Below are 16320 nucleotides of genomic sequence, written 5' to 3' on the forward strand. Positions count from 1 at the left end.
GAGCAGGGTCTGGCGGCCGGTCTCCTCCTGCGCGACGCGGCGGCTCTCCTGCGCCAGCACGAACAGCCAGGCCACGACGCCGAGAATCACGACGAGGATCAGGAAGACGCTGGTGAGCGCCGCCGCGAGCACCTCCCTGTGCTCCGGGTTCTCCGCGGCCGCGCCGGCATGGACGATGCCGAGGATGAGGGCGATCACCGCCACCAGCGTCGCCATCAGGCCCAGATAGCGCCCCAACGGTGCGCCGATCCAGGCTGCGGTCCGCGCCGGCAAGACCTTCGAGAGGCTGGCCTGCGCCTGCGCATCGAGGCGCCCGTGCGGCTTGCAGAGGTCGCCGCAGCGAGCATCGAGCGAACAGCAGAGCGAGCAGATCGGTCCGGCATAGGCCGGGCAATGCGCCATGTCCTCGGTTTCGAACGGGTGTTCGCAGACCTGGCAGGTGATGCTGGAGGCTCCGCCCCAATCCGTCCGGGGAGCGCGCGCGAGGTAGTAGCGACCGCCCGTAAGATAGGCGAGGAGCGGCGCCCCGATTACGGCGGTCGCGAGGGAGAGGAGCGGCGCGAAGGGCTGGAGGCCATGCCCCAAGAGCCCGCCATAGGCAGAGCAGCCGACGAGAATCGCGCCGATCATGGCGCCCGTGCCCACGGGATTGATCGCGTAGAGATGGGCGCGCTTGAACTCGATGCCGGGCGGCGACAGGCCGAGCGGCTTGCTGATCGCGAGGTCGGCGGCGAGCGCCCCGACCCATGACGAGACCACGACGGCATAGAGCGAGAGCGTGCTGGCGATGGTCTTGTCGATGCCGAGCTCCATCAACAGGAGCGCGATGGCGACGTTGAAGACGAGCCACACCACGCGCCCCGGATGGGAATGGGTGAGCCGGGAGAAGAAGTTAGACCAGGCGATCGAGCCGGCATAGGCGTTGGTGACGTTGATCTTGAGCTGAGAGATCATGACGAACAAAGCCATGAGGGCGATCGCCGCCTCCTGCGAGGGCACGACGTAGCCGAAGGCGATGGCGTACATCTGGGTCGGGTCACTGGCCTGCTCTGGGGCGACGCCGTGGCTCAACACCAGGACGGCGAGGAACGAGCCGAGCAGGATCTTGACCATCCCGGGCACGATCCAGCCTGCGCCGGCACCAAGCACGGCAGCCCACCAGCGCCGCCGCCCGTTCTCCTGGATCGCCGGGACGAACCGCAGGAAGTCGACCTGCTCGCCGATCTGCGCGAGGAGTGCCAGGAGGATGCCGACGGCAAAACCGAACAGGGCAGGATCGAACCCGTTGCCCTTTCCCGAGAGGCCGGCGTACCCGGTCCAGGCCTCGAACGAACCTCCGCCCTTCACGGCGATGAAGGCCAGCGGCACGACGTTGAGGATGATCCAGACCGGCTGCGTCCAGATCTGGAAGCGGCTGATCAGGCTGATGCCGTAGATGACCAAGGGAATCGCCGCGAGCGCGCTGACGACGTACCCGATGGTCAGCGGCAGGCCGAGCCAGAGGTTCAGCGCCAGCGCCATGATCGACGCCTCGATGGCGAAGAACAGGAAGGTGAAGCTCGCATAGATCAGGGAGGTGATCGTCGAGCCGATGTAGCCGAAGCCGGCACCGCGGGTGAGAAGGTCGATATCGAGGCCGAACCGCGCCGCGTAGATGCTGATCGGAGCCGCCGTCGCGAAAATGATCAGGCCGGCGACGAGCAGCGCTGCGACGGTGTTGGTGAAGCCGGTGGCGAGCACCAGGGTGCCGCCGATGGCCTCCAAGGCGAGGAACGACAGGGAGCCCAACGCGGTCTGCGCTACCTGGAAGCCGGACCAGCGCCGCGCCTTCTTCGCCGTGAAGCGCAGTGCGTAATCCTCGAGCGTCTCGTCGGCGACGAATCGGTTGTAGTCCCGGCGAATCGGGACGATATGCTGCCGGGCACTCATGAGGTCGGTATGGCGAGAAGGCCTGATCGGTTCACGAGACGTCAGCTTCGGTCGAGAGATACGAAGATCTGCCACGCCGGTGACGTGGTGGCCAGGATGGAGCGACGAGGCGCATTCTGCTTCGAAGCCTGAGCAAGAATCGTGCATCTCGACCCCGACACCCGCGAATGCCCGCTCGGCACCGATGCCGGCCTTCGGCGGCAGGTCAGGCCAGCCAATCCTCCAGCCTGAGGCCGACGACGCGCTGGAACTCACGGCTGTTGTTGGTGACGAGAACGAGATCGAGCGAGAGGCATTGTGCGGCGATCAGGAGATCGTTCGCGCCGATCATCATGCCGCGCCGTTCGAGATCCGACCGGATGTCACCATAGACGATCGCCGCCGGGGATTCGAAGGCCAGGATCGGAAGAGCGCCAAGAACACGTTCAGCCGATTCGGCGAGCTTGGCGGAAGCCCGCTTGGCGACGCCGTAACGGATCTCGGCCGCCACGATGACGCTCGTACAGACATGGTCGTCGCCGATCTCGGCGATCCGGCGCAGAACGGGGCTCTGTCCACGATCGTCGATGAGGCTAGACAGGATATCGGTATCCAGCAGGAAGCGGCTCACAGGTCGATCCGGTCCGCGGGAAGGTCCTCGACCACATCGAGACGATCTCCAGGGCCAAGCGGCTCGAGGCCTGAGAGCACGCTCGCCAACGAAGCGTCGTCCACCGGTTCGATGAAAAGCCGTCCACCCTCCCGACGGAGGATCGCCCGCTTTCCGGGAAGTTCGAACTCCCGAGGGATTCGGACAGCCTGGCTACGGCCGTTCCTGAAGATGCTGACGATGCGTTCCATGAGAAGGGCATGGCCTATGCCGCGGCCTATGTCATCTTTCGCAATCGTTTATGAAGATGACTGAGTCGGTCGGGCGAAGCTTGCCCGAATGCTGCGGCTACCTGCCTTTCGCCATTCAGAGCTTCCAGATCCTCCCGAACCCCCCGGTGCCAAAGCGCCATACGCAAAACAGCGTATATGCTGCAGCGCATCACACGGCCTAGCCTTTGCTTTGACCGAATGCGGCCTTTCCACGAGCCGCGCGGCAACGAACAGGGGTTGAGGTCACGATGGCAGACGAGACGAATAACGGTTTGCAATCGGCGCTGCGGCGCAGGCTTCTGATGGGGCTGGCGGGAGCGCCCGCACTCGCCCTGTTGCCGCGGCAAGCTTTCGCCGCAGGTCCGCCGACCTCGGTGGTCAACACCTCCGGCCTCGCGGTCACCGACACGGAAGTGACGGTAGGCATCCTGCATTCGGCCACCGGCACCATGGCGATCTCCGAGACCGGGTCGATTCAGGCCGAGAAGCTCGCCATCGAGGAAATCAACGCCGCGGGCGGCGTGCTCGGCCGCAAGATCAAGATCATCCAGGAAGACGGCGCCTCCGATTGGCCGACCTTCGCGGAGAAGGCCAAGAAGCTCCTCGTCAACGACAAGTGCGCGGCCGTGATGGGTTGCTGGACCTCCGCCTCGCGCAAGGCCGCCCTGCCGGTCTTCGAGCAGTATAACGGCCTTCTCTACTACCCGACCTTCTACGAAGGCCTCGAGCAGTCGAAGAACGTCATCTATACCGGCCAGGAGGCGACGCAGCAGATCCTCGCCTCGCTCAATTGGGTCGCCAAGGAGAAGGGCGCCAAGACGTTCTTCTTTATCGGCTCGGATTACATCTGGCCGCGTACCTCGAACAAGATCGCCCGCAAGCACATCGAGAACGTGCTGAAGACCAAGGTCGTCGGCGAGGAATACTTCCCGCTAGGCCACACCCAGTTCAACTCGGTCATCAACAAGCTCAAGCTTACCAAGCCCGACGTGATCTTCACCGACGTCGTCGGCGGGTCGAACGTGGCGTTCTACAAGCAGCTGAAAGCGGCCGGCATCGACCTCAACAAGCAGACCCTCCTGACGATCTCGGTCACCGAGGACGAGATCGACGGCATCGGCGGCGAAAACATTGCCGGCGCCTATTCCTGCATGAAGTACTTCCAATCGCTCAAGAACCCGAACAACGAGAAGTTCGTCGCCGCCTTCAAGAAGATGTGGGGCGAGAAGACCGTCATCGGCGACGTCACGCAGGCCGCCTATCTCGGCCCGTATCTGTGGAAGATGACCTGCGAGAAAGCCGGCTCGTTCGACGTCGACAAGCTCGCCGTCGCCTCGACCGATATCGAGTTCAAGGGCGCGCCCGAAGGCTACGTCAAGATCCACCAGAACCATCACCTCTGGTCGAAGACCCGCGTCGCCAAGGCCCTGCCGAACGGCCAGTTCGAGGTCGTCTACGAGAGCCCCGAGCTCATCGAGCCGAACCCCTTCCCCAAGGGCTACCAGTAGTCGGCCTACGACTTGCTACGGCTGGCGGGCTGAGAGGCCTGCCAGCCCTTAGCGCACCCTCGTCTCATCCTGAGGTGCCCGCGAAAGCGGGCTTCGAAGGAGAGTTCCAGGGATGGTGCGCCTGCTGGAGCCCTCCTTCGAGGCCTCCTTTTCGCTTCGGCGCCTCAGGACGAGGCTCAGGACCGGGCGATCGGCGCAGGAATATCCGGACGAATGGAGATCACGCGATGTTCGGCGATTACTCCCTGACGGACCTCAGCGCGATCTTCGCGATGCAGGGTTTCGCCGGCCTGATCCTGTTCTCCGTCTACCTGCTGATGGCTTTGGGCCTCGCGATCATCTTCGGCCAGATGGGCGTGATCAACATGGCGCATGGGGAGTTCATGATCCTCGGCGCCTACGTCACCTATCTTTGCTCGACCTTCTTCCAGGCCCACCTGCCGGGGCTCTTCACCGCCTACTTCTTCGTGGCGATGGCCCTCGCCTTCCTGGCCTCGGGCGCCCTCGGCATGCTGGTCGAGTGGAGCCTGATCCGCCACCTCTACAAGCGCCCACTAGATACGCTGCTGGCCACCTGGGGCCTGTCGCTGATCCTGCAGCAGACCTATCGCTCGGTGTTCGGCGCCCGCGAGGTCGGCGTCGAGCTTCCGTCCTGGCTCATCGGCTCGGTCCAGGTCACCGACATGATCGAGGTGCCGATCAACGGCATCTTCGTGATGGCGGTGACGATGCTGATCACCGTGGGCGTCGCGTTCCTGATGTATCGCTCGCGTTTCGGCGCCCAGGTCCGCGCCGTGGTGCAGAACCGGCCGATGGCGGGTGCCGTCGGGATCGATACCGAGAAGGTCGACCGATACACCTTCGGCCTCGGCTGCGGCATCGCCGGCATCGCCGGCTCGGCCTTCACGATGATCGGCTCGACGGGGCCGACCTCGGGTCAGCTCTACATCGTCGACACCTTCCTGATCGTCGTCTTCGGAGGGGCGGCGAGCCTTCTGGGCACCATCGCCTCGGCCTTCTCGATCTCGCAGACCCAGTCGACGCTTGAGTTCTTCCTCTCCGGATCGACGGCCAAGGTGATCACGCTGCTCGCGGTGGTCGGTATCCTGATGCTGCGGCCGCAGGGCCTCTTCACCCTCAAGGTCCGGCGCTGAGGAGATACGATCATGGATAGCCCCAAGATGCCGACCTCCTCCGCTTCGTCCAGCGTCCACGACAACCCCTTCATGAAGCCGATGGAGTGGGTGAGCCTCGCGATCCTCGCGGCGGTGATCCTCTTCGTGCTGCCGATGGTGCTCGACGCCTTCCGGCTCAACCTCGTCGGCAAGTACCTCACCTACGCCTTCGTGGCGCTCGGCCTCGTCATCTGCTGGGGCTTCGGCGGCATCCTCTCGCTTGGCCAGGGCTGCTTCTTCGGCCTCGGCGGCTACTGCATGGCGATGTACCTGAAGCTGGAAGCCTCCAGCGTCGAGAACACCAAGATCCAGTCGACGCCGGGCATCCCCGATTTCATGGATTGGAACCAGATTACGGAGCTACCTTGGTTCTGGAAGCCGTTCCATAGCCTGCCCTTCACGATCCTGGCGATCATCGTGCTGCCTGCCTTCTTCGCCTTCGTGATCGGCACGGCCATGTTCCGCCGGCGCGTCGGCGGCACCTATTTCGCCATCATCACCCAGGCGATCGCCGCGATCCTGACGATCCTGATCGTCGGCCAGCAGGGCTATACCGGCGGCATCAACGGAATCACCGATCTGCGCACCCTCAACGGCTGGGACATCCGCACCGACAGCGCCCATAACATCCTGTACTTCGTAAATGGCGGGCTGCTGATCGCCTGTATCCTGTTCGCGCAATACGTGAAGAAGTCGAAGCTCGGCCGCATCCTCGTCGCCATGCGCGACAAGGAGGACCGGGTCCGGTTCTCCGGCTACCAGGTCGCGAGCTTCAAGACCTTCGCCTTCTGCCTCGCTGCCGTCTTCGCGGCGATCGGCGGGGCGATGTTCACCCTGCAGGTCGGATTCATGTCGCCATCCTTCGTCGGCATCGTGCCCTCGATCGAGATGGTGATCTACGCCGCCGTCGGAGGGCGCCTGTCGCTGTTCGGCGCGGTCTGGGGCACGCTTCTCGTCAACGGGGCCAAGACCTCGTTCTCGGAGAGCTTCCCCGAGCTCTGGCTGTTCGGCCTCGGCGCGCTTTTCATCGCCGTCGTCCTCGCCTTTCCGAACGGCCTAGCCGGCATCTACCGCACCTATGTCGAACCGCGCCTCACCCGCAAGGTGAAGGTCCTCGCCCCGGCCGAAGCCGGCCCCCTGCCGCACGGCACCCCGGCCGAATAGGAGCGATCCCCATGAACGCCGCCATGCTGCATTCGCCGATCATCGGCGAGAGCCCGGACGCACCGAAGTTCCTCCTCGCCGTCGAATCCCTCACGGTCTCCTTCGATGGGTTCAAGGCGGTGAACGACGTCTCGTTCTACGTCGACCCCAACGAGATCCGGGTCATCATCGGCCCGAACGGCGCCGGCAAGACCACGGTGCTCGACCTGATCTGCGGGCGCACGAAAGCCAGCGCCGGCTCGATCAAGTACAAGGGCACCGAACTGACCAAGCTCTCGGAGAGCGCCATCGTCCAGGCCGGCGTCGGCCGAAAGTTCCAGACGCCGTCGATCTACGACGACCTCACCGTCTTCGAGAACCTCGAGATCTCGTTCCCGCGCGGGCGCTCGGTGTTCGGAGCGCTCACCTTCAAGCGCGATGGCGAAGTCCGCGACCGGATCGAGGAGGTCGCCAACATGATCTTCCTCAAGGACCAGCTCACCGAGCGCGCCGAATTCCTGAGCCATGGCCAGAAGCAGTGGCTCGAGATCGGTATGCTGCTGATTCAGGACCCCGAGCTCCTGATGCTCGACGAGCCGGTGGCCGGCATGAGCGTCGGCGAGCGCATCAAGACCGCCGAACTCCTCAACCAAATCATCGTCGGCCGCTCGGTGCTGGTGATCGAGCACGACATGAAGTTCGTCGAGGACATCGCCCACCGGGTCACCGTGCTCCATCAGGGCAAGGTGCTGTCGGAAGGCTCGATGGAGCGGGTCAAGAACGACCCCAAGGTCGTCGAAGTCTATCTCGGCCACTGAGACAGGGAACACGCGCGATGCTGCAGACCAGTCCTGTCTCCTCCTCTCCCGTACCGCAGATGGCGACGGCGCCGATCCTGGCGGTGGAGGACCTTCACGCGGCCTATGGCCAGAGCGAAGTCCTCCACGGCCTCGACTTCTCGGTGGCCCCGGGAGAGATCGTCGCCGTAATGGGGCGCAACGGCATGGGCAAGACCACGCTCATGAAGACCCTGATGGGAATCGTTCCGGTCAAATCCGGCGCGATCCGGGTGGCGGGCGAGAACATCGCCGGGCTGAAAAGCCACCAGCGCGTCGCCAAGGGCCTCGCCTACGTGCCCCAGGGCCGCATGATCTTCTCGACCATGACGGTTCAGGAGAACATCGAGACGGGTCTCACCGTCACCGGCGAGCGCAAGGTTCCGCAGGACCTCTACACGATGTTCCCGGTCCTGCTCGAGATGAAGGGCCGCCGCGGCGGCAACCTCTCGGGCGGCCAGCAGCAGCAGCTCGCCATCGCGAGGGCGCTCGCGAGCCGGCCCAAGGTGCTGCTCCTCGACGAGCCGACGGAGGGCATCCAGCCCTCGATCATCCGCGAGATGGGCCGGACGCTCCGCAAGATCCGCGACGAGCGCGGCCTCTCCATCGTCGTCTCGGAGCAGGTGCTGAGCTTCGCCCTCGACGTCGCCGACCGGGTGCTCGTCGTCGAGAACGGATCGATCGTCCACGAGGTCCTGCGCGAGGACGTCGACGAGGCACAGGTGGCGCGCTTCCTGTCGGTCTGAGGCGGCGGCGCGTCCCCACGGATCGCAGACCGCGCATGTTTTCAACGGGCCGGCGGATGAACCGACGGCCCCAACAGGTCCCGCACGCAGGGGTGCGGAAGAGGGAGCCGCAAAGACATGGCCGAGACGCTCATCAAGGTCGACCTCACCCAGTCGGCCTACGACAACGACATGGTCCATAACCGCTGGCACCCGGACATTCCGATGGTGGCCATGGTCAGGCCCGGCGACGACTTCATCGTCGAGACCTATGACTGGACCGGTGGCTTCATCAAGAACAACGATTCCGCCGACGACGTGCGCGACATCGACCTGTCGATCGTTCACTTCCTGTCCGGCCCGATCGGGGTCGAGGGCGCAGAGCCCGGCGACCTCTTGGTCGTCGACCTCCTCGATATCGGCGCCAAGCCCGAGAGCCAGTGGGGCTTCAACGGCTTCTTCTCCAAGAACAATGGCGGCGGCTTCCTCGACGAGCACTTCCCCCAGGCCCAGAAATCGATCTGGGATTTCGAGGGCATGTTCACCAAGTCCCGCCACATCCCGGGCGTGCGCTTCCCCGGCCTGATCCATCCCGGCCTGATCGGCTGCCTGCCCGATCCGAAGATGCTGGAGACCTGGAACACCCGCGAGAAGGCCCTCTTCGACACCAATCCCGGCCGGGTGCCGGCTTTGGCCACCCTCCCCTTCGGGCCGACCGCCCATATGGGCCGGCTGAAGGGCGACGCGAAGGATGCTGCCGCGGCCACGGGCGCCCGGACGGTGCCGGGCCGCGAGCATGGTGGCAATTGCGACATCAAGGACCTTTCGCGCGGCTCGAAGATCTACTTCCCGGTCTACGTTCCGGGTGCCGGCCTCTCCATGGGCGACCTGCATTTCAGCCAGGGCGACGGCGAGATCACCTTCTGCGGCGCCATCGAGATGGCCGGCTGGGTCCATCTCAAGGTGAGCCTGATCAAGGACGGAATGGCGAAGTACGGGATCAAGAACCCGATCTTCAAGCCGTCGCCGATCACGCCGAAATTCGACGATCACCTGATCTTCGAGGGCGTCTCGGTCGACGAGTACGGCAAGCAGCATTACCTCGACGTCACCGTCGCCTACCGCCAGGCCTGCCTCAACGCGATCGAGTACCTGAAGAAGTTCGGCTATTCGGGTGCCCAGGCCTATTCGATCCTCGGCACCGCCCCGGTCCAGGGCCATATCTCGGGCGTCGTCGACATCCCGAATGCCTGCGCCACGCTCTGGATTCCCACCGGCATCTTCGACTTCGACATCAATCCCGGCGCCGACGGGCCGATCAAGCATATCGACGGCTCGATCCAGATGCCGCTCTCGCCGGATCTGTAGTCCCCTGGTTTGCCGCGCTCCCGGGCCGGCAAACCGCACACACCTTGCCTGGGAGCGCTTAAATGCCGGTCTACGATTACGCCTGCAACGATTGCGGCCCCTTCACGGTCCTGCGCCCCATGGCGCAATTCCGCGATCCGCATGATTGTCCCGATTGCGGGGCTTCGTGCGGCCGCGCCTTCCTCACCGCGCCCAACCTCGCCTCCATGGATGCTGGTAGGCGGAAGGCATACGCGACGAACGAGCGGAGCGCCCATGCGCCCCGCCGCTCCTCCGGTCACGGAGCAGGGTGCGGCTGCTGCAGCGGAGCGGCCAAGGCCAAGGAGCCTGCGGCGGCCAAGAGCTTCCCGAACGCACGGCCCTGGATGATCAGCCACTAGGCCGGACGTAGCGCCGCTCCTCTCCCTTGTGGGGAGGGGAGCGCGTTGGGCTTTTTTAGAAACGAGATGACACAAGGAACACCGCCATGATGCACGGCGACATTTCCTCGAGCAACGACGGCGTCGGCGTGGCCGTCGTGAACTACAAGATGCCTCGCCTTCACACCAAGGCCGAGGTTTTGGAGAACGCCCGCAAAATCGGCGACATGATCCTCGGCATGAAAGCCGGACTGCCGGGCATGGATCTCGTGATCTTCCCAGAGTACTCGACCCACGGCATCATGTACGACGCCGCCGAGATGTACGAGACCGCGGCCAGCATCCCCGGCGAGGAGACGGCGATCTTCGCCGAGGCCTGTCGCAGGGCGAAGGTCTGGGGCGTGTTCTCGCTCACCGGCGAGCGCCACGAGGAGCATCCGCACAAGGCGCCCTACAACACCCTGATCCTGATGAACGACCAGGGCGAGATCGTGCAAAAGTACCGCAAGATCATGCCCTGGACGCCGATCGAGGGCTGGTATCCGGGCGATTGCACCTACGTATCGGAGGGGCCTAAGGGCCTCAAGATCAGCCTCATCATCTGCGACGACGGCAACTATCCGGAGATCTGGCGCGACTGCGCCATGCGCGGTGCCGAGCTCATCATCCGCTGCCAGGGCTACATGTACCCGGCCAAGGAGCAGCAGATCCTGATGTCGAAGGCGATGGCCTTCGCCAACAACGTCTATGTGGCGGTGGCGAATGCCTCCGGCTTCGACGGCGTCTACACTTATTTCGGCCACTCGGCGCTGATCGGCTTCGACGGGCGCACGCTCGGCGAATGCGGAACCGAGGAGATGGGCATCCAGTACGCCTCGCTGTCGAAATTCCTCATCCGGGACGCGCGTCAGCACATGCAGTCGGAGAACCACCTCTTCAAGCTACTGCACCGCGGCTATACGGGGATGATCAACTCGAAAGAGAACGAGCAGGGCAAGGCCGATTGCCCCTACAACTTCTATCGCCGCTGGATCGAGGATCCGGAAGGGACACGCGATGCGGTCCGGGCGATCACACGGCAGAGTGTCGGCAGCGAGGAATGCTCGATGGAGGGTCTGCCGACGCCACCGCGCTGAGCGCTCCGCGCATCACAGCATCCGGCTGAGGTCGATCGCGATATCCGAGTGGTGACCGGGATCGACCTGAAACCGGTCGATCCCGATCGCGGCCGCCGCAAGGCCGAGGATGAGAACCAGAACCGCCAGGATTTCGGTCAGCGTATCGGCATGCGAGCGAAGCGTGTGGATCGCGACGCAGCCCATGGTGAACCCGAAGGCTTGGAGGAGCTGAATCGCCGTAAGTTCCATCGTCCGCCCTCGTCCATGCCGCTCATCCGGCATGGGGAAGTCCTCGCATCCTTCGTACCAATTGTTGCAGTGCGATATCGACGATCCCTGGGAACTGCCGAGGTTCGTCAAATCCGCTTTTTACGGAAGCCGAGGCTTCACGCCCCGTGCTTCTTGCCCGACGGCTCCGTCGTCTCGCCGTTCCACTTAGGCCCGACGAGATTGGTGCCGGGCTCGGAGACGCGGGCGCCTGAGGTGGCGAACGCCTCGTAGGCGAACTTCTGGTTCTCGTTGAGGAGGAACGAGGCCGCGACCGCGAGTGCGACGGCGGCGGCAACGGACATGACGAACACTTTCATCGAAGACTCCTGATTGTCATGTGCCGGGCCGTCCGCGATCCAGGGCGCTCATTCCGCCGGAACTTGGCGGGTTCCGAGTTGGGCCACGCTCGCGTTCTTGGCCTGCTGCTCCTCGACCCAGAGGTCGTGATGCGACTTCGCCCAGCCGAGATCGACCTTGCCGCTGCCCATCGCGTCGTAGGCGCCCTCCATCCCGATCGAGCCGATATAGATGTGCGCGAGGATGCCGGCGATGAACACGACGCCGATCAGCGAGTGGATCACCTGGGTGACCTGCATGCCGTTGATATCGGTGACCGCGAAGGGGAACATCATGACGACGCCGGTCACGCTCATGGCCGCGCCGAAGCCGACCACCATCCAGAAGACCACCTTCTGCCCGGCATTGAAGCGCTTGGCATGGGGATGGCCGCGGCCGATGAGGCCGCCACCGGCCTTGATCCACTCCCAGTCGAGCTTCTCCGGGATGTTGTCCTTGAGCCAGACGATCAGCATGATCGCGATGCCGAGCATGAAGGGCCAGGCGAGATAGAGGTGGCTGTACTTCGCCCATTGCGAGAGCGTGCCGAAAGCCTCGGGCCCGATCAGCGGCATCAGCAGCCGCTTTCCGAAGATATAGTTCAGGCCCGACAGCGACAGGATGATGAAACAGGTCGCCGTCATCCAGTGAGCGAAGCGCTCGAAGCTATTGAAGCGCAGGATCTTTTTGCCGGTATCCGGGCCGGGATCGTCGAGGGCGATCCGCCCCCGCAGAAGGAAGAAAGCCGTGAGCAGGCCGAGAATGCCGAGGACGGCGATGCCGCCGATCCAGGGAAGCCAGCCTTCGCGGAAGGCCTGGTACTCGCGGCCCTGAGGCTGGATGAGGTTGGCGGACTTCCCGTCGGGGATCGAGACCCGGCCGCCGATCTTGGGCTCCTGCTTGAACAGGAACTCTTCGGTCACCGAATCCGCCGTCGGATTCTGCCCGGTCGGGTTGAGGCCGTCCCTCGTTTGCTGCGCCATGGCCGGCACCGCGGCGGCGAGGGCCGTCGCCACCACGATGGTCCTGAAGAGCGTCATTCCCCGCCGCATCGGCGTTCTCCCTAGAAGTCTCGTTCGACGCCGGCTTGTCGCCTCGGTCAGATCGCGATGGTCTCGCGGTAGGCGGTCTTCCAGCCCCAGGCGCCGGAGCCGTAGCCGCGCTTGACCACCCGCTCCTTGTAGATCTGGGCGATCATCTCGCCGTCGCCGGCGAGCAAGGCCTTGGTCGAGCACATCTCGGCGCAGAGCGGCAGCTTGCCCTCGGCGAGACGGTTCGAGCCGTACTTCTCGTACTCGATGGTCGAGAAATCGGCCTCGGGACCGCCGGCGCAGTAGGTGCACTTGTCCATCTTGCCGCGCGAACCGAAGTTGCCGACCTTCGGATATTGCGGCGCGCCGAACGGGCAGGCGTAGAAGCAGTAGCCGCAGCCGATGCAGATGTCCTTCGAGTGCAAAACCACCGCATCGGCCGTGGTGTAGAAGCAGTTCACCGGGCAGACCGCCGCGCAGGGCGCGTCGGTGCAGTGCATGCAGGCCATCGAGACCGAGCGCTCGCCGGGCTTGCCGTCATTGAGTGTGACGACGCGGCGGCGGTTGATGCCCCAGGGCACCTCGTGCTCGTTCTTGCAGGCGGTGACGCAGGCGTTGCACTCGATGCAGCGGTCCGCGTCGCAGAGGAACTTCATGCGAGCCATGGTCGTGGTCTTTCCTTACGCGGCCCGGATCTGACACAGGGTGCACTTCGTTTCCTGCATGCCCGTCACAGGATCGAAGCCGTAGGTGGTGCCGTTGTTGGAGCTCTCGCCGAGCACCACCGGATCGGTCCCGGCCGGATAGTACTGGCGCATGTCCTTGCCCTGGTACCAGCCGGAGAAGTGGAACGGCATGAAGGCGACGCCCTTGCCGACCCGGTCCGTGACCAGCGCCTTCATCTTGGATTGCGCGCCGTTCTCAGGGCCGGACACCCAGACGAACTGGCCGTCCTTGATGCCGCGCTCGCTGGCGTCGCCGGTATTGATCTCGACGAACATGTCCTGCTGAAGCTCGGCGAGCCACGGGTTCGACCGAGTCTCCTCGCCGCCACCCTCGTATTCCACGAGGCGCCCGGAGGTCAGGATGATCGGGAAGTCCTTGGCGATGTTCTTCTCAACCGCGGCCTTCTGCACCGAGAACCCGATATTCGGGATGCGGAACTGGCGCTCGTCCGGCCGGGTCGGGTACTTCGCCACGAGGTCGGGACGCGGCGTGTAGATCGGCTCGCGATGGACCGGGACCGGATCGGGCAAGTTCCAGGCATTCGCCCTCGCCTTGCCGTTGCCGTAGGGCGTCACGCCGTGATCGAGGCAGACGCGCTGGATGCCGCCCGACAGGTCGGTCGCCCAGCTTACCGCGTCGATGTTGGCGCCGCCGATCTTGGTGATCACGGCCATCTCCTCGGCCGTGAGGTCCTTGTCCCAGCCGAGCTTCTTGAACACCGCCATGGTGAACTCGGGGTAGCCGTCGGTGAGATCCGAGCCTTTGCCGAACGAGTCCTCGGCGAGGAGGGTCTGGCCGTTGCGCTCGACGCCGAACCGGGCGCGGAATGTGCCGCCGCCTTCCTTCACGTGGAGGTTGGTGTTGTACAGGATATGAGTGCCCGGATGCCGGAGCTCGGGCTTGCCCCAGCACGGCCAGGGCAGGCCGTAATAGTCGCCGCCGACCTCCGGATCGTCCTTCGGCGCACGCAGCGTCACAAGGTCGAACTTGTGCTGGTTCTTCATATGCGCCTTGAGGCGCTCGGGGCTCTGGCCGCAATAGCCGGTCGACCAGCCGCCGCGGTTGATTTCCCGAAGGATATCCTCGGCGACAGGGATGTTGTTCTCGACCTTGATGTTCTTCCACATCGTGTCGGCAAAGCCGAGCTTCTTCGAGAGCAGGTACATCACCTCGTAGTCGTTCTTCGACTCGAAGGCCGGCTTCACGACCTGCTCGCCCCATTGCAGCGAGCGGTTCGAGGCCGTGCGCGAACCGTCCATCTCGAGGGATGTCGCGATCGGCAGGAGGTAGGTGTTCTCGTGCCGTGCATCCATCGCCGCGAAGGTGGTGGGATGCGGGTCGGCAACGACGAGGAGGTCGAGCTTCGACAAGCCCTTCACCGCCTCGGGCAGGCGGGTGACGGTGTTTCCGCCATGGCCGAACACCATCATGGCCTTGATGCCGGAGCGTTGGTCGACCTGGTCGTCGGGCAGGTTCACGCCGTCGAACCAGCGCGTCGAGGTGATGCCCGGCGCTTCCATGTTCTCCTTGCGCGAACGAGCCTTGCGGCCGTCTTTTGCCGGAACTTCGTCGAAGCGCGATTGTAGCCACTCGTAGGGTACGTCCCAGACGCGGGCCCAGTGCTTCCAGCCGCCCTCGACGAGACCGTAATAGAGCGGCAGCGTCGTCACATCGAGGCCGAGATCGGTGGCGCCCTGTACGTTGGTATGGCCGCGGAAGATGTTGGCGCCGGTGCCGGGCTTGCCGATGTTGCCGGTAGCAAGACAGAGGATGCAGAAGGCGCGCACGTTGGCGGTGCCGACCGTGTGCTGGGTCGCGCCCATGCACCAGATCAGGGTCGAGGGCTTCTCGGTGGCGAAGAGCTTGGCGACGCGCTTGAGCTGCTCGCCCGGCACACCGGAGACCCGCTCGACCTCGTCGGGCGTCCACTTTGCGACTTCCTTGCGGACGTCCTCCATGGCGTAGACGCGCTGCTTGATGAATTCCTTGTCCTCCCAGCCGTTCTCGAACACGTGCCAGAGGATGCCCCAGATCACCGGGATGTCGGTGCCCGAACGGATGCGGACGTAGTCCGTCGCGTGCGCCGCCGTGCGGGTAAACCGCGGATCGATGACGATCATGTTGGCGCGGTTGATCTCCTTGCCCGACAGCACGTGCTGTAGCGCGACAGGGTGCGCCTCGGCCGGATTTCCGCCCATGATGATCATGGTCTTGGCATTGCGGATGTCGTTGTAGGAATTGGTCTGGGCGCCGTAGCCCCAGGTGTTGGCGACGCCCGCGACGGTGGTCGAGTGGCAGATGCGCGCCTGATGGTCGACCGAGTTGGTGCCCCAGAAGGCGCCGAACTTGCGGAAGGCGTAGGCCGCCTCGTTGGTGAATTTCGCCGAACCGAGCCAGTAGACCGAATCCGCGCCATACTTCTCGCGAAGTCCGGCGACCTTGTCGCCGATCTCGTTGATCGCCTGGTCCCAGGAGATCCGGGTCCATTGACCGCCGACCATCTTCATCGGGTATTTGAGGCGGCGGTCGCTGGAGACGAGCTCGCGGATCGCTGCGCCCTTGGCGCAATGGGTGCCGCGGTTGATCGGGCTCGCATAGGACGGCTCCTGGCCGACCCAGACGCCGTTGACGACCTCGGCCGTCACCGTGCAGCCCACCGAGCAGTGGGTGCAGATGTTCTTCTTGATGCTGACCTCGGGACCGCTCACCGAGGAGCCGGCCGCCTGCGCCTTGCGCACGGCGCCCAGCTGTGAGGTCCCCGCTACCGCGAGGCCGCCTGCGACGAGGCCCGACTGGCGCAGGAAGCTGCGGCGGTCAACGGCACCGGGGCCGCGGGAGGCGGCGACGATCTCGGGTCGTGCGCGGCCCTGGCCGCCGCTCTTGCGCTTGATCAGCATGGCGCCCTCTACTTCTTCAATGTCTCGTAGCCGTTGGT

Annotated in this window: 15 protein-coding genes and 1 pseudogene; 8 read left to right on the forward strand and 8 right to left on the reverse strand. The window is 64.6% G+C overall.

Annotation, left to right across the window (positions count from 1 at the left end):
• From K2Y56_RS13740 to K2Y56_RS13750, 3 genes and pseudogenes are all read right to left on the reverse strand, one after another.
• A pseudogene (locus tag K2Y56_RS13740) lies at positions 1-1929 on the reverse strand (hybrid sensor histidine kinase/response regulator); the annotation flags it as partial.
• Between the two features lie 205 nt (positions 1930-2134).
• Positions 2135-2539 carry a type II toxin-antitoxin system VapC family toxin gene (locus K2Y56_RS13745; RefSeq protein ID WP_292508287.1) on the reverse strand — a complete coding sequence of 135 codons (405 nt, stop codon included), beginning with the start codon at positions 2537-2539 and terminating at the stop codon, positions 2135-2137.
• Positions 2536-2769 (reverse strand): AbrB/MazE/SpoVT family DNA-binding domain-containing protein, encoded by a 234-nt coding sequence (locus K2Y56_RS13750; RefSeq protein WP_292508290.1) that lies wholly within the window; start codon positions 2767-2769, stop codon positions 2536-2538. Before K2Y56_RS13750 ends, K2Y56_RS13745 begins: the two co-directional genes overlap by 4 nt.
• A 269-nt stretch (positions 2770-3038) precedes the next feature.
• Between K2Y56_RS13750 and urtA the strand changes: the two genes are divergently transcribed.
• The 8 genes from urtA to K2Y56_RS13790 all read left to right on the forward strand — a co-directional run bounded on the left by urtA (position 3039) and on the right by K2Y56_RS13790 (position 11040).
• The gene (gene urtA / locus K2Y56_RS13755) at positions 3039-4298 is read left to right on the forward strand and encodes an urea ABC transporter substrate-binding protein (protein WP_292508293.1); all 1260 of its coding nucleotides are present in this window, start codon (positions 3039-3041) and stop codon (positions 4296-4298) included.
• A 227-nt stretch (positions 4299-4525) separates the two neighbouring features.
• On the forward strand, positions 4526-5452 hold the full coding sequence (gene urtB, locus K2Y56_RS13760; protein WP_292508296.1) for an urea ABC transporter permease subunit UrtB: 927 nt from the start codon (positions 4526-4528) through the stop codon (positions 5450-5452).
• Between the two features lie 12 nt (positions 5453-5464).
• Positions 5465-6637, forward strand: a complete 1173-nt coding sequence (gene urtC / locus K2Y56_RS13765; protein ID WP_292508299.1) for an urea ABC transporter permease subunit UrtC — start codon at positions 5465-5467, stop codon at positions 6635-6637.
• Between the two features lie 11 nt (positions 6638-6648).
• A complete protein-coding gene (gene urtD / locus K2Y56_RS13770; protein WP_292508302.1) occupies positions 6649-7434 on the forward strand; it encodes an urea ABC transporter ATP-binding protein UrtD in 786 nt (261 codons plus the stop codon).
• A gap of 74 nt (positions 7435-7508) precedes the next feature.
• The gene (urtE, locus tag K2Y56_RS13775) at positions 7509-8198 is read left to right on the forward strand and encodes an urea ABC transporter ATP-binding subunit UrtE (protein ID WP_292508325.1); all 690 of its coding nucleotides are present in this window, start codon (positions 7509-7511) and stop codon (positions 8196-8198) included.
• 117 nt (positions 8199-8315) lie between these two features.
• Complete coding sequence (gene fmdA / locus K2Y56_RS13780) at positions 8316-9545, forward strand: formamidase (protein ID WP_292508305.1); 1230 nt, start codon at positions 8316-8318, stop codon at positions 9543-9545.
• 62 nt (positions 9546-9607) lie between these two features.
• On the forward strand, positions 9608-9925 hold the full coding sequence (locus tag K2Y56_RS13785) for a zinc ribbon domain-containing protein (protein ID WP_292508308.1): 318 nt from the start codon (positions 9608-9610) through the stop codon (positions 9923-9925).
• Between the two features lie 86 nt (positions 9926-10011).
• Entirely contained in the window at positions 10012-11040 is a 1029-nt protein-coding gene (locus K2Y56_RS13790) for an aliphatic amidase (protein WP_292508311.1), read from the forward strand.
• Positions 11041-11052: 12 nt separating this feature from the next.
• Here the strand turns inward: K2Y56_RS13790 and K2Y56_RS13795 are convergent, their stop codons facing one another.
• From K2Y56_RS13795 to K2Y56_RS13815, 5 genes are all read right to left on the reverse strand, one after another.
• Positions 11053-11271 (reverse strand): hypothetical protein, encoded by a 219-nt coding sequence (locus K2Y56_RS13795; protein ID WP_292508314.1) that lies wholly within the window; start codon positions 11269-11271, stop codon positions 11053-11055.
• 137 nt (positions 11272-11408) lie between these two features.
• On the reverse strand, positions 11409-11609 hold the full coding sequence (locus K2Y56_RS13800) for a hypothetical protein (protein ID WP_292508317.1): 201 nt from the start codon (positions 11607-11609) through the stop codon (positions 11409-11411).
• 48 nt (positions 11610-11657) lie between these two features.
• Complete coding sequence (locus tag K2Y56_RS13805) at positions 11658-12680, reverse strand: formate dehydrogenase subunit gamma (protein WP_292508320.1); 1023 nt, start codon at positions 12678-12680, stop codon at positions 11658-11660.
• Between the two features lie 47 nt (positions 12681-12727).
• On the reverse strand, positions 12728-13324 hold the full coding sequence (gene fdh3B / locus K2Y56_RS13810) for a formate dehydrogenase FDH3 subunit beta (RefSeq protein WP_292508322.1): 597 nt from the start codon (positions 13322-13324) through the stop codon (positions 12728-12730).
• Positions 13325-13339: 15 nt separating this feature from the next.
• Positions 13340-16282: a formate dehydrogenase subunit alpha gene (locus tag K2Y56_RS13815; protein WP_292508328.1), complete on the reverse strand. Its 2943-nt coding sequence runs from the start codon at positions 16280-16282 to the stop codon at positions 13340-13342.
• Positions 16283-16320: the final 38 nt, after the last annotated feature.

This window comes from Methylobacterium sp. (assembly GCF_019745455.1).
Taxonomy (GTDB): domain Bacteria; phylum Pseudomonadota; class Alphaproteobacteria; order Rhizobiales; family Beijerinckiaceae; genus Methylobacterium.

Excerpts from the sequence above, each read along its gene's own strand:
- K2Y56_RS13750 (WP_292508290.1), bottom strand. The coding sequence starts at position 2,769 with ATGGAACGCATCGTCAGCATCTTCAGGAACGGCCGTAGCCAGGCTGTC.
- urtA (WP_292508293.1), top strand. The coding sequence starts at position 3,039 with ATGGCAGACGAGACGAATAACGGTTTGCAATCGGCGCTGCGGCGCAGG.
- urtB (WP_292508296.1), top strand. The coding sequence starts at position 4,526 with ATGTTCGGCGATTACTCCCTGACGGACCTCAGCGCGATCTTCGCGATG.
- urtC (WP_292508299.1), top strand. The coding sequence starts at position 5,465 with ATGGATAGCCCCAAGATGCCGACCTCCTCCGCTTCGTCCAGCGTCCAC.
- urtD (WP_292508302.1), top strand. The coding sequence starts at position 6,649 with ATGAACGCCGCCATGCTGCATTCGCCGATCATCGGCGAGAGCCCGGAC.
- fmdA (WP_292508305.1), top strand. The coding sequence starts at position 8,316 with ATGGCCGAGACGCTCATCAAGGTCGACCTCACCCAGTCGGCCTACGAC.
- K2Y56_RS13785 (WP_292508308.1), top strand. The coding sequence starts at position 9,608 with ATGCCGGTCTACGATTACGCCTGCAACGATTGCGGCCCCTTCACGGTC.
- K2Y56_RS13790 (WP_292508311.1), top strand. The coding sequence starts at position 10,012 with ATGATGCACGGCGACATTTCCTCGAGCAACGACGGCGTCGGCGTGGCC.
- K2Y56_RS13795 (WP_292508314.1), bottom strand. The coding sequence starts at position 11,271 with ATGGAACTTACGGCGATTCAGCTCCTCCAAGCCTTCGGGTTCACCATG.
- K2Y56_RS13800 (WP_292508317.1), bottom strand. The coding sequence starts at position 11,609 with ATGAAAGTGTTCGTCATGTCCGTTGCCGCCGCCGTCGCACTCGCGGTC.
- K2Y56_RS13805 (WP_292508320.1), bottom strand. The coding sequence starts at position 12,680 with ATGCGGCGGGGAATGACGCTCTTCAGGACCATCGTGGTGGCGACGGCC.
- fdh3B (WP_292508322.1), bottom strand. The coding sequence starts at position 13,324 with ATGGCTCGCATGAAGTTCCTCTGCGACGCGGACCGCTGCATCGAGTGC.
- K2Y56_RS13815 (WP_292508328.1), bottom strand. The coding sequence starts at position 16,282 with ATGCTGATCAAGCGCAAGAGCGGCGGCCAGGGCCGCGCACGACCCGAG.